12 protein-coding genes are annotated in these 12,371 nt (G+C 68.4%); 4 read left to right on the forward strand and 8 right to left on the reverse strand.

From position 1 onward, the window contains the following. Positions 1–30: 30 nt before the first annotated feature. The 8 genes from fae to LJ656_RS26330 all read right to left on the reverse strand — a co-directional run bounded on the left by fae (position 31) and on the right by LJ656_RS26330 (position 7,718). Positions 31–540, reverse strand: coding sequence for a formaldehyde-activating enzyme (fae, locus tag LJ656_RS26295; protein ID WP_230512455.1), 510 nt, complete (start codon positions 538–540; stop codon positions 31–33). A 138-nt stretch (positions 541–678) separates the two neighbouring features. After that, positions 679–1,608, reverse strand: a complete 930-nt coding sequence (locus LJ656_RS26300) for a triphosphoribosyl-dephospho-CoA synthase (RefSeq protein WP_230512456.1) — start codon at positions 1,606–1,608, stop codon at positions 679–681. 41 nt (positions 1,609–1,649) lie between these two features. Next, positions 1,650–2,675 (reverse strand): ATP-grasp domain-containing protein, encoded by a 1,026-nt coding sequence (locus tag LJ656_RS26305; protein ID WP_230512457.1) that lies wholly within the window; start codon positions 2,673–2,675, stop codon positions 1,650–1,652. Further along, positions 2,672–3,709 (reverse strand): methenyltetrahydromethanopterin cyclohydrolase, encoded by a 1,038-nt coding sequence (gene mch, locus LJ656_RS26310; RefSeq protein WP_230512458.1) that lies wholly within the window; start codon positions 3,707–3,709, stop codon positions 2,672–2,674. The genes LJ656_RS26305 and mch overlap by 4 nt, the downstream gene beginning before the upstream one ends. Beyond that, positions 3,684–4,898, reverse strand: coding sequence for an ATP-grasp domain-containing protein (locus LJ656_RS26315; protein WP_230512459.1), 1,215 nt, complete (start codon positions 4,896–4,898; stop codon positions 3,684–3,686). The genes mch and LJ656_RS26315 overlap by 26 nt, the downstream gene beginning before the upstream one ends. Before the next feature lie 10 nt (positions 4,899–4,908). Further along, positions 4,909–5,835 carry an NAD(P)-dependent methylenetetrahydromethanopterin dehydrogenase gene (locus LJ656_RS26320; protein ID WP_230512460.1) on the reverse strand — a complete coding sequence of 309 codons (927 nt, stop codon included), beginning with the start codon at positions 5,833–5,835 and terminating at the stop codon, positions 4,909–4,911. A gap of 130 nt (positions 5,836–5,965) precedes the next feature. Continuing rightward, positions 5,966–6,991 carry a beta-ribofuranosylaminobenzene 5'-phosphate synthase family protein gene (locus LJ656_RS26325; RefSeq protein ID WP_230512461.1) on the reverse strand — a complete coding sequence of 342 codons (1,026 nt, stop codon included), beginning with the start codon at positions 6,989–6,991 and terminating at the stop codon, positions 5,966–5,968. A 337-nt stretch (positions 6,992–7,328) separates the two neighbouring features. Continuing rightward, positions 7,329–7,718: a 4a-hydroxytetrahydrobiopterin dehydratase gene (locus LJ656_RS26330; protein WP_230512462.1), complete on the reverse strand. Its 390-nt coding sequence runs from the start codon at positions 7,716–7,718 to the stop codon at positions 7,329–7,331. A gap of 428 nt (positions 7,719–8,146) precedes the next feature. Here LJ656_RS26330 and LJ656_RS26335 point away from each other — a divergent pair, with 428 nt between their 5' ends. The 4 genes from LJ656_RS26335 to LJ656_RS26350 all read left to right on the forward strand — a co-directional run bounded on the left by LJ656_RS26335 (position 8,147) and on the right by LJ656_RS26350 (position 12,348). After that, positions 8,147–9,964 (forward strand): methanol/ethanol family PQQ-dependent dehydrogenase, encoded by a 1,818-nt coding sequence (locus LJ656_RS26335; RefSeq protein WP_230512463.1) that lies wholly within the window; start codon positions 8,147–8,149, stop codon positions 9,962–9,964. 243 nt (positions 9,965–10,207) lie between these two features. Next, entirely contained in the window at positions 10,208–10,627 is a 420-nt protein-coding gene (locus tag LJ656_RS26340) for a c-type cytochrome (RefSeq protein ID WP_230512464.1), read from the forward strand. A gap of 51 nt (positions 10,628–10,678) precedes the next feature. Beyond that, positions 10,679–11,590 carry a substrate-binding domain-containing protein gene (locus LJ656_RS26345; protein WP_230512465.1) on the forward strand — a complete coding sequence of 304 codons (912 nt, stop codon included), beginning with the start codon at positions 10,679–10,681 and terminating at the stop codon, positions 11,588–11,590. Continuing rightward, positions 11,587–12,348, forward strand: a complete 762-nt coding sequence (locus tag LJ656_RS26350) for a hypothetical protein (protein WP_230512466.1) — start codon at positions 11,587–11,589, stop codon at positions 12,346–12,348. The genes LJ656_RS26345 and LJ656_RS26350 overlap by 4 nt, the downstream gene beginning before the upstream one ends. Positions 12,349–12,371 lie beyond the last annotated feature (23 nt).

Here is a 12,371-nt window from a genome sequence, read left to right on the forward strand (position 1 = left end):
CCGCGCCTGCCCAGCCTCGTGCGGCGGCGCTCAGTTCGGCGCGAACGGATGCGCGACGGTGCTCTTCTTCGACACCACTTCGGCCGCGCTCGGTTCGCCGTTGACCGCGCGCTTGATCGCCTCGCGCGTGGCCTGATAGTTGAACTGTTGGATCTTCTTGTCGTCCTCCGCCTGCCAGTGAATGAACACGCCGACGCACAGGAACAGATCGTCGGCTTCTTCCTGCGGGATCGTGCCGTCCTCGACGCTGTCGGCGACCGCGAGCGCGACCGCGTGCTGCGCCGGACCGAACATCTGCACCGCCTGTTTGGCGCCCTTGATCGTGACCTTGTTGAACAGGATCGTGTTCGGTTTGGTGAGCAGATTGGGCGCGACGACGGCCAGCAGCGATGTGAAGCCGTCCTTATTGTTGGTGAGCGCGTTGCAGAACGCGGTTTCCGCAGCGGAACCTCGCGGTCCGATCAGCAAGTCGATGTGCGCGACCTCGTTGCCGTCGCCGACTAGCGACTCGCCGATCATGACGCGGTTGATCTTGGCCATTCTGTTCCTCCGATGAGTAGGTATGGACTTGCTGACGGGGCGCCGCGCGCGCTTGCCTTGGCTTGGAACATCGCGCGGCGGCGCGGGGGATGCACGGCGGTACTAACTAACAGGTTCCGTGCCAGTTTCGGTATGACGCTAACCGTGCGGGGTTGCGGCGCGCGGCTGGCCGGCGTTTGCGAGCACGCGCGCGACGAACAGCGTGACCACCGCCAGATCGGCGCTGGTGCCGGGGTTGATCGCGCGGGCCTTCAGTTCGGTATCCCAGGTGTCGAGTTGCGGGTCGGCGAGCGCGCGGCGTGCTGCTTCGCGCGCCGTCGCGCGCCAGCGCGCGTGCTGCTCGCGTGCCGCAAGCGTGACACTCTGCGCCAGCGCCAGCCCGTGCTTGCGCACAATGTGAGAGTCGGGCCAGCCGGCGAGAAACGCGAGAAAGACGTTGAGCATCGCGGCTTGCGGCGCGTCGGCCGGCGCTTGCGCGAACGCGGCGAGGCCGGTGTCGAAGATATCGGCGAAGCCGTTCGCGTATTGCCGTGCGATGCTGTCGCGCTCTGCCGCAAGCTGCATCGCGTCGCGCAAGCCGATGGTCGGCGCCGCGTGGACCGATTGCTCGGGCGCGTCGCCGAGGCCGCCCGGATTGGCCAGTGCGATCGCGCGGTACGCGAGGCGGGCGTCGTCGACGTCGAGCTTCGCGAGCACCTGGGTGACGGCTGCGCGCCAGCTCGTTGCGGTGAGGGTGGTGGCGCGCGTGGCGTCCATCGCGCCGATCTCGTCGAGCGCGGCCGCGAGCGGTGCGACCAGCAGCACGATGCCGAGATTGGTATTGCAGCCGGCCGCCGCGCGGGTGCGCGTGACCGCGTCGAAAATTCGCTGGCCGACGCGCGCGCCTCGCGCGAACAGCGCATCGGCCGATGCGTCGGCGCTGGCGAGAAACTGCGCGGCGTTCATGCCGTGACCGGGGCTTTGCGCGCTGACGTTGCCGGGTTTCGGCGTCGATACGTCGAGCGCGCAGGCTTCGAGGAAGGCCGCGCGGGCGGCTTCGAGTGGAACGGCGGGAGGCTCAAAGGTCACGCGGCGGCTCCGCTGGGTTGGTTCGCTATGCCCGGTTACGCTCACGCGCTGCTGCGTCCGGACAAGCCGGCCACCGCCGCCTCGTTGCCCGGCTCGCCTGGTTTGTCCGCATTTCGCGCGGCCGCCAGCTTGCGCTCGAGCAGATCGGCGACCAGCGCCGCCGCGATATCGAGTGACGTGACCGACTGCAAACCGCGCCACGCGGCCACGCCGTTCACTTCGAGCACCAACGGCCGCGCCGGATCGTCAGGATTCGGAATCAAATCGACGCCCGCATAGTCGAGCCCGAGCGCGGCGCTCGCCTGCACGGCGCTCTGCGCGAGCGGCAGCGTCAGTTCGGCGGCCTCGCAGCGCGCGCCTTGCGCGACGTTGTGAATCCAGCCCTTGCCGCCGCTGCGCCGCATCGCGGCGACCGCGTTGCCGCCGATCACCAGCACCCGCCAATCGAAGCCCGGTGCATTGCCAGTCAGCTGTGCGGGAACGAAGCGCTGCAAATAAGCGACCTGCCGGTACGGCCGCAGCGACGGCAACGGCGCGAGCACGCCGGCGCGCGCGCCGAGCCGCTTGAGCCCATGCCCCTGCGAGCCGAACAGCGGCTTGAGCACGACCTGGCGGCCGGCGGCCGCTTCGCGCATCAGTACGCGTTGCGCGACCGCCGCCGATTCGACCGCCCACGTGGCCGGCGTCGGCACGCCCGCGCGATGCAGCAGGAAACTCGTCATGGATTTGTCGACGCTGCGCTCGATCGCACGCGCGTCGTTATAGACCGGCACGCCTGCTTCGCGCAGCGCATGCAGGATGCCGAGCCGCAGCGTGACCTGCTCGAAGCTGCCGCCGGCGATCCCGCGCACGAATACCGCGTCCGGTAGCGCGTGACCGAAGCCGGGCACGACGAGCCCCTGCGGCTGCGTGGTGTCGATCCGGCAATCGGCGAGGTCGACGCAGCGGCCTTCAGCGCCGCGCGCGCGCAGCGCTTTTTTCAGGCGGCCGGTGTGCCAGCCGGTCTCGTCGGTCATGATCGCGACGCGCAGGCCAACCTGTGTCGCGGCGGCGGGCGTGAGCATCATCGCGTGCCGGCCGGGCCGCCCCACTGGTGATGCAGCAGCGCGCCGTCGAGCTGACCGCCGTGATAGGTCGCGCCGCTTTCGAGGCTGCTGACCCACACCTCGGCCGGCGCGAACAGCGCCGGATCGATCTGATAGAAGTCGAAATTGAACGACGTAAAAATCTCCGCGAACGGCCGCCCGTAGTCGCGCGAGGTGGCCGACGGCAGTTCGTCCGCGAGCCGCCGCGCGACTTCGTCGTGCTGCACGGTCAGATGCACGCGGCCGCCGTACAGGATCGCGTCGTTGGTGCGGCCCATCGCCTGGATGCCGTCCGGCGCGGGCGGCGGCAGCGGCGCGCAGCCGCTCGCTTCGCGCACTTCGTCGAGCGGCACGCCGAGCACATGGACCTTGTGCAGCGCCACTTCGACGACCCGCGCGACCACCTGTACCGTTCCCGCGACAGACTGTGTCGGCGTGACGATCAGCGTCAACTGATCGGGAGCGAGGCCGCAGTCGTGCAGCACCTTGTCGATCACGACCTGCGGCGGCAGCCGGTCCACCTCCAGCACCAGCGCGCCGCGCGTATGGCGGTCGCGATAGCCGAGTTCGGCAAACAGCGGCTCCTTGACCGCGAGCGCGCGCGCCGGCCCGGAGCCGAGCGAGAAAAACTTCTTGCCGCCGGTCTGCTCCTTCGTCGCCGACAGACTCCAGCCCGCGTACTGGCTCCCCAGGCACGCGAGCACCGGCGCCGAGGTGCTGACTTCGAGCATCGTTGGCCAGAGCGGCGCGGCGTCGAGGTTCGCGCGCAACGCGACGCGGCCGAGCCCGCCCATGCAGATGCGCGCGATCAGCAGGCCCGCTTCGATGCCGCCGCGCGCCGCGACGCCGGCGTCCGCGATCACGGTGCCGGCGTCGGTGCGGGTGAGCGCGACGCGCAGCCGCCCGGCCTGCTCCAACAGGCGCGCGACCAGGCGCTCGCTCAGCGCGTTGACGCTCGGCAGCGTGGCGTCGTTGGCGTCGGCTGTGGGTTCAGGAGTGGATGGGGAGGCAGGCATGGTCGGTTTCTTCTTCGCAGGTTTCGATTCGTTGCAGCACGCGCGCGTGCTGCGCGTCGAGTCCGGCGGTCACCGCGTCCAGCGACGCCGCGCGAACCAGCAGCGTGCAGACCGGCTGGCCGGCATCGATGCGGGTGCGCGGCATCGGCACGTCGCGGCATTGCGGGTCGCGCACACAGGCGTCGGAAAACGCGTCGGTGACGGTGAACGGCGCGGGCGCGAACAGCACCCGCTGGCCGGCGCGCCAGCGCGGCCGCCGCGCGAGCGCCAGATTCGCGGCGGGCGGCGCGTGACCGTAGCGGCACGCGTCGAGATGGCAGGCGAGCAGGCCGGCCGGCCACGCATCGGGCGACGCGGCTTCGTACAGAGCCAGCGTCGCCGATGGGCGCGCGTTGATTTCCAGCAGGTCGAACGTGCTGCCGTCGGACAGGAAGTCGCAACTGTTCAGGCCGACGAGGCCGCTGCGTTCGCACAGCGCGTCGAGCGCCTGCTGCACGCGGGCGGCGAGCGCGGCCGGCACGTCGATCGGGCCGAGCGAGCCGGCATGCACGAAGCGCAGCGTGCCGACCGTGCAGATCAGTTGCTCGGCGAAGCCCAGCAGATACGCGCGGCCGCGCGCGGCGATGAAGAGCGTCGAAAGCGAACGCCCCTGGCCGAGCCGCTGGAAATAGCCCTGCCGGTCGAGCGATGAGAAGTCGAGCAGTTCGGCCGCTCTGATATGGGTGCCGCCGCAGCCGTGCGCGAGCTTGAACAGCCAGCCGGGCGGATCGGCCGGCCGCTCGAACGACACCGCCGGATGCGCGATCCCGAGTTCGTCGAGCAGTCCGAAGAATCGTCGCGGCTCGCGCACCGCGGCGAGCGCCCGCGCGTCGTTGCCGATCAGGCGCGGCAGGCCCGCTTCGTCGCACAGTTCGCCGATCAGCGGTTCGAGCCCGCTGCCGCCGATCCAGCCGAGCAGCCCCGGCAGCCGCGCGACCCGCGCGAGCGCATCGACGAGGCGCGCCCGTTCGATCTCCAGCGCGCCGCTGCCGATGTCGAACCACAGCTCGGCGGCCTCGCGAGTGTCGCGATCGCCGAACGTGTCGAGCGCGGCGACCCGCAGCCCGGCGCGCGCGGCCGACTGCGCGAGCAGCCGCGCGGACAGCCCCGCCACCGCGACGAACGGCGCACACGAGCGCGAGGTTTTCATCGCCGCGCGCTCAGCCGAGCCCGGCCGCGACCGCGCGGGCCTCGTCGTACGCTTCGCGGAAGCCGAGGTAGACCGGCTTGCCGCCGGTGCGCATGCGCATGAACAGCCGGTGCTCGACCTGATACTTGACGTTGCCGATCGCCAGCGCGCCGATGCCGATCGCGCCCGTGCTCGGCACGCCGTCGATCGGCTTGCCGTCGTTCATCACGTTGACGCCGGCGATTCCTTCCGGCGGCACCGCGTTGACGTCGGCGGCGACCAGCAGGCGTTTGGCGACCGCGAGATCGGCGCTGCCGATCACCTGCACGCCGGCGATCGCGGTGGCCAGCACGATCTCGGCGTCGGCCAGCGCACCGCGCAGCGCGTCCGGCGTCGCGGTGCCGATGCCGTTGACGACGATCCCGAAGCGCTCGTTCAGCTCGCTCGCCGCGCGGCGCGCGCGGGCTTCGTCGTGATGGCTCGCGATCGTCACGTCGGCGCCGCGCGACGCGGCGATCGCCGCCGCGATGCGGCCGACCGCGCCGGTGCCGCCCGGAATCAGCACGCGCTTGCCGCCCAGTTCCACGCCGTGCTGCTTGCCCAGATGCCGTTCGACCAGCGCGACCAGCGCGGCCGCGGTCGTGTACGAGCCGCTCGGATCGGCGAACACCGACACCTCGAAAGGCGGCACCATCGCGCGGCGCGCGGTGTCGAGCATGTCGGCGGCCTGCATCACGTCGCGTCCGCCGATAAAGATGCCGGTGCGCGACACGCCTTTCGGCCCGCGCGAAAAGATCGCGTCCTGGGTCAGGTTCGTGACCATGCCGGGGTCGACGTTGCAGTACGGGACGATCACCTGGTAGCCGGCGTCGGCGGCCATGTTCACGTCGAACGGGCTCATCTGCGGGGTGGCCGTGAACATGTGCAGGATGTAGGGCCTTTCAATGGTTTCGGACATGGCTCAGGCTCGATTGAATGGGATTGAGTGGCAATCCTGAAGATCGCGCCGCCGACACGGCGACCGGCCGGAGCGAGACCGGCCGCTGCGAGACCAGCCGGCGGGCGGCCGGGAGTTGGGCGGCCGCGCGTCATGCGGCGTCGCTGCGCGGCGCGCGCGCCTCGGCGTTGCGGATCGTCGCGCCGCTGTTGCGGCCGGCGACCACGCAGCATTCGAGATGCGGCAGCGTCTGCGCCGCCGCGCGCGCGGTGGCGAGCGCGTGCTCGGCTTCGCGCGCGCTCGCCAGCACCGCGAAGCCAGTCGGCCCCCACGAGGTCTGGCCGATCCCGGCGGTGCGCTCGGCGGCGACCGCGCGCAGCACCCGCTCGACGTCAGGGCTCGCGAACACGCCGCCTTGCGCGTTCGCGAAGTATTCGCCGATGGTCTGCTGCAACTCGGTGAGGCCGCGCGCGAACGGCGCGAAGTCGTGCTCGGCGGCGCCCGGCAGGATCTGCATCAGCACCAGATGGCACAGATGCGCGGCGAGCCGTTGCGGGAACGGCGCGAGCGACGCCAGCGCGCGCCGCTCGGCGGCGCCGTGCAGGCCTTCGAGGCGGCTGTCGCTGACCAGCAGCACGCGCCACTCGGCGGGAAACGGCTGGCGCGCGAGCAGCGGCGGCGCGCTCTGGCGCAGATCGCCGGGCGGCCCGCCGTCGACCAGCAGGCCGCCGCAATCGAAGCCGAGAATGCCGATCCCGGAGCGCGCGCCGCGCCCCAGCAGCGCGGCGATTTCGGCGCTGCTGGCGGGCTCGCCGACGAGCCGGGCGAACGCGGTGCCGACCGCCAGCGCGAGCTGGGTGCCGGAGCCGAGCCCGGTGTGGGGGCGCGGCGCATGGACCACGTCGATCGCGAGCGACGCCGGACCGTACGCGGCTTGCAGGCGTTCGAGACACAGCGCGATGCGTTCGCGCTCGGCGTCGCCGATCGCGCCGTCGATCCGTTCGCGTTCGGCCAGACGCGCGTCGATGCGCGTGCCGTAACCGTCGATCACGAGGCCGAGGCTGCCGAACGCGCGGCCGAGCGACGCGTTCGGATCGAGAAAGCCCAGATGCAGACGCGCGGGGGCATCGACCGTGATGGGCCCGCGCTGCTGCAGGCGATGAAGCTGAAGCGGCATCTCGAGTGTCCTCGGGTGGGGCTCGCGTTTTGTTTCGGGGTCCTGCCGGTGTGCGCGACCGCTTCACGCGGCCGGCGCGCGGGCGCGGCGGCGTGTCCCGGCGGAGCCGCGCGCGGGCTCGCGGCGGGACGTCCGGCGACTTCAAGCAGAAGCCGTACCAGTGCGCGGAAGGGCCGCCGCCGCGGGGCTCGGGCGCATTGGCGCGGCGGCGCGCGGACGCTATGTGACGCGGAAGGTGCACTGTGTAACGCGCTGTTGCATGGGCGCAGCGGCCCGGGTCAGCCGCGCGCCCCAGTCGGCCCCCTCAGTCGCGCAACCCATCGCACGCCCCATCGCGCTACGCGGATTTCGGCGCGTCGTACTTGATATAGCGGAAGCGCTGATCGTCGGCCGGGGTGCCTTCGAGCGGCCCGCCTTCGAGCCCCGGCTGCCAGTGGATCACCGACTCGATCTTGCTGGCGAGCGCGAAGTCCTTGTCGGTGATGCCCTTAGCGCTGTGGGTTTTGAGTTTGACGGTGACGAACGCGTAGGACACCGTCAGATCCGGGTGATGCCATGCGGCCTCCGCCAGATGGCCGACCGCGTTGACCACCATCAGCGTGCCTTTCCAGCCTTCGGTGCGGTACTTGCGGCGCAGCCAGCCGTCTTCGAGATACCAGTGCTGCAACGGACCGACGAGGCGCTGCTGGATTTCGTCGTCGGAATAAACGTGCTCGGTATTGGCCATGACGTGGACTCCTGAAGGTCGGGCAATCGCGGCTCGCACGCTGCACCGCGCCAGGCGGCGCAATCGTGCTGCGGCGCACGATTCGCAAAGGACACGTTTCGTATCACGAAGTGACACAGTATGTGTCGCCTCCGGTGACGCAACCAGTTCAAGGTTGCCACATCGCGGCGCGTCGCGTGCGCCACACGAGCGGCGCAAATCGCCCGCTACGCGACGCACATCTGCCGTTGCCGCCCGCGCGAGCCGTTCGTGCGCAAGGCTCGCGAGATTCCGGCATGGAACCTGCATCGGCCGTCCATGCGCCGCGAAGCCCGACATCGAATCGGGATAGCGCGTTAATCGTTACCTGTACTCGAGAAGGCGCGAACGATGCGACGAGGTAGCGTGGGTCATTCGTGAGTTGAACGCAGGACAATTCTGGAGGAGACATGAACTTACGCACTGTGGTTCTTGGGCTCGCGATCCTCGCATCCGCAGCCTTTAGTTCGTTCGCTGCGCAGGCCGATTCGCAGCTCGACACTATGATGAAGAACTCATCGAACTGGGCCGCCCAGGCAGGCGACTACGCGAATCACCGCTACAGCCCGCTCAAGCAGATCAACGAGAACAACGTCGGCAAGCTGCAGGTCGCGTGGACGATGTCCACGGGCGTGCTGCGCGGTCACGAAGGCTCGCCGCTCGTGATCGGCGACACGATGTATATCCATTCGCCGTTTCCGAACAAGGTCATCGCCGTCAACCTGAAAGATCAGACCTTCCTGTGGCAGTACCAGCCGAAACAGGACGACCAGGTCGTCTCCGTGATGTGCTGCGACACCGTTAATCGCGGTCTCGCGTACGGCGACGGCAAGATCTTCCTGCAACAGGCCGACACCAAACTGGTCGCGCTGAACGCGAAGACCGGCGACGTGGTGTGGACCGCGCAGAACGGCAATCCGAAAGCGGGCGAAACCAACACCAACGCGCCGCACGTATTCGGCGACAAGGTGCTGACCGGCATTTCGGGCGGCGAATTCGGCGTTCGCGGCCGGCTGATCGCGTACGACATCAAGACCGGCAAACCGGTCTGGACCGCATACAGCACCGGCCCGGACAACGAGATGCTGCTCGATCCGCAAAAGACCATGACGTACGCGAACGGCCAGATGGTGCCGGTCGGCGCGGATTCGTCGCTGAAGTCGTGGAAGGGCGATCAGTGGAAGCTCGGCGGCGGCACCACATGGGGCTGGTATGCGTGGGATCCGAAGCTCAATCTTGTCTACTACGGTACCGGCAATCCGGGCACATGGAATCCGACGCAACGTCCGGGCGACAACAAATGGTCGATGTCGATCTTCGCGCGCGACCTGAATACCGGCACGGCGCGCTGGGTCTACCAGATGACGCCGCACGACGAATGGGACTATGACGGCGTCAACGAAATGATCCTGTCGGACCTGAACATCAACGGCAAGAAGGTGCCGGCGATCGTTCACTTCGACCGCAACGGCTTCGGCTATACGCTCAATCGTGAAACCGGCCAGCTGCTGGTCGCGCAGAAGTACGACCCGGCGGTGAACTGGGCCGATCGCGTCGATCTGCAAAGCGGTCTGCCGGTTCGCAACGCGGCGTATTCGACCCAGGCAGCCGGCTCGGATCACAACGTGAAGGGCATCTGCCCGGCGGCGCTCGGCTCGAAGGATCAGCAACCGGCCGCGTTCGATCCGAACACCAGCGTGTTCCTCGTGCCGACCAACCACGTGTGTATGGACTACGAACCGTTCGATGTCGATTACGTGTCCGGCCAGCCGTATGTCGGCGCGACGCTGTCGATGTATCCGGGCCCGAACGAGAACAACGCGATGGGCAACTTCATCGCATGGGATGCGAGCAAGGGCAAGATCCTGTACTCGAAGCCGGAGAAGTTCTCGGTGTGGTCGGGCGTGCTCGCGACCGGCGGCGGCATCGCGTTCTACGGCACGCTCGAAGGCTACCTGAAGGCGGTTCGGATCAAGGACGGCAAGGAACTGTGGCGCTTCAAGACGCCGTCCGGAATCATCGGCAACGTCTTCACCTACGAGCACGACGGCAAGCAGTATGTCGGCGTCTACTCGGGCATCGGCGGCTGGGCCGGCATCGGCATGGCGGCCGGTCTCGAGAAGTCGACCGAAGGTCTCGGCGCGGTCGGCGGCTATCGCGAGCTGTCGAAGTACACCGCGCTCGGCGGCACGCTGTTCGTGTTCGCGATTCCTAACGAAAAGGGCTGATGCCAACGGCTCGCTGAACGGCTAGCCCGGAAACGGCGGGGCCGGTGCGTCCGCGCAGCAGGCGGACGCACCGGCCGGACGCACCGGCCGGCCCGGCCGCTGGCCGGATGGGCGACGCATTCATTACCCGATACCCCCGCAACAGCTCACAGACGACGCCTTACCCCATTCGCGCGCGCAGCCAGACGCTCCCGCAGCGTAGCGACGCGCGGTTTCATATTGAAGGACGAAGGAGACATGTGCATGAAAGGCCGATCAATCCTGTTGCTCGCGGCATTGCCCGCGGCGCTCTTTCTGTTGCCGGTGGTCTACGCGCAGAACAATCCCTCGGTTGCGCAGGTCGCGTTCAAGGTGGTCGACGGCAACAAGGTCGACAGCAATACGCTGCAGGGATGGAAGACCTGGCGGGCGCTCGCTTGCGAGCGCTGCCACGGCGCGCAGCAACAGGGGATGGTCGGACCGTCGCTGATCGACGCGTTCAAGACGCTCGACAAGGAAGAGTTCCATCGCACGGTATTCGGCGGACGGGTCGCCAAGGGCATGCCCGATTTCAGCTCGAGCCAGATGATGCAGAAGAACTGGGAAAACCTCTACGCGTATCTGAAAGGCCGCTCGGACGGGCAGATCAAGCCGGGCGACCTGCACGCGATCGACTCGCAATAACACCGCTATCGCCGCTATCGGCACTATTGCCACTCCCCCCGGAGGCTCACGATGCATGATAAGAGAAGCATGTCCGTGCATGTCACCGTCGTCGCGGCCGCGCTGTTCTGCGCGGCGCTCGCGAGTGCCGCGGTCCGGGCCGACGGCCCCGCGCTGCCGAACAACGACGGCGCCGACGGTGTGCTCAGAGTGTGCGCGGACCCGAACAACATGCCGTTGTCGAACGACAAGGGCGAGGGCTACGAGAACCGGATCGCCGCGCAGATGGCCAGCGACTTCGGCTACAAGCTCGAATACACGTACTTCCCGCAACGGATGGGCTTCGTGCGCCATACGTTGCGCGAGAAGGAGCAGGGCAGCGACCGCTACCGCTGCGACCTGATCATCGGCGTGCCGAAGGGTTACGACCTGACCTCGACGACCCAGCCGTATCTGCACTCCACTTACGCGATGGTGGTGCCGAACAAACCCGAGTTCGCCAGCATCAGGACGCCTGACGATCTGTTGAAGCTGCCGCCGGAACAACTGGGCAAGCTGCGCTTCGGAATCTTTTCGCAGACGCCAGCGGTGGACTGGTTGCTCGCCCACAACCTGATCGATCAGGCGGTGTCGTACCGGGTGCAAAGCGGCGATCCGGGCGAGTACCCCGGGCAGATGATCGAACACGATCTGAGCGCGGGCAACGTCGACGTGGTGTTCCTGTGGGGGCCGATTGCCGGCTACTTCGCAAAGCGCGCCGGCGATTCGGTGCGGCTGGTGCCGTTCGCGCCGCAACCGGGCATCCGCTTCGACTACACGATCTCGATGGGCGTGCGCTACGGCGAAAAAGACTGGAAGGACAAGGTGGATCAATGGATCGGCGCGAATCACGACAAGATCGACAGCATCCTCGCGACCTACCAGGTGCCGATGCTCAAGCCGATCGACGCGCCGGCGCCCGGTTCCGGCGCCGCGTCGCAATGACGGCGGCGCGACGCGCGTGGCCGCGCGCGGCTGTTGCCGCCTTGACCTCGACACTGTGGGTGCTGTGCGCGTTGCCGGGCGCGGCGCGCGCGGCGAGCGAGCCCGGCACCGGCGACATCACGCCGGCCGAGCGGCTGATCTTTCTGACCGATCACCTGCATGGGGTCGCCGCGCAAACCGAACTGGACTACGCGTTTGTCGATTCCGCGCAGCCGTCGCACGCCGCCGATGTCGTCAAGGTGCTGGTGGTGAGCCCGGACAACGCGAAGGGCGACGCGCAGGTGTCGGACCATGGCGGCAACGTGAACCTGCCGATCGGCGGGCTGCAGTGCAATCCGGCGATCATCTATTTTCTCGAGCACGACATCGCGGAGATGCAGGGCGCGACCGGCGGGCAGCGCCGCTATTTCCAGCAGCGTTTGCGTCTGGCGCTCGCCGCCGGGCCGAAGATCGAGAACGCGCCGGGCCAGTTCGGCGGCAAGCAGGTCAATACGCGGCGAATCGTCGTGCAACCGTATCTGCACGATCCGAACGCGGCGCGCTTCGAGCAGTTGACGGGCAAGCGCTACACGTTCGTGCTCGCCGACGACGTGCCCGGCCAGATCGTGCAGATTCGCACCGACGTGCCGGGGCCGAACAACGATTTCGCGCATCCGGCCCATAGCGAGACGCTGAGTTTCCAGTCCGCGTTGCGCAAGCTGCCGTCCGACAGGATGCCGGCGAAGCCGGCGGCGAACGCGCCGCGGGCGAGCCGTTGAGCACACCGTTTCCCTTCGCATGG

Source organism: Paraburkholderia sejongensis, from assembly GCF_020880815.1.
In the GTDB taxonomy this organism is placed as follows: domain Bacteria; phylum Pseudomonadota; class Gammaproteobacteria; order Burkholderiales; family Burkholderiaceae; genus Paraburkholderia; species Paraburkholderia sejongensis.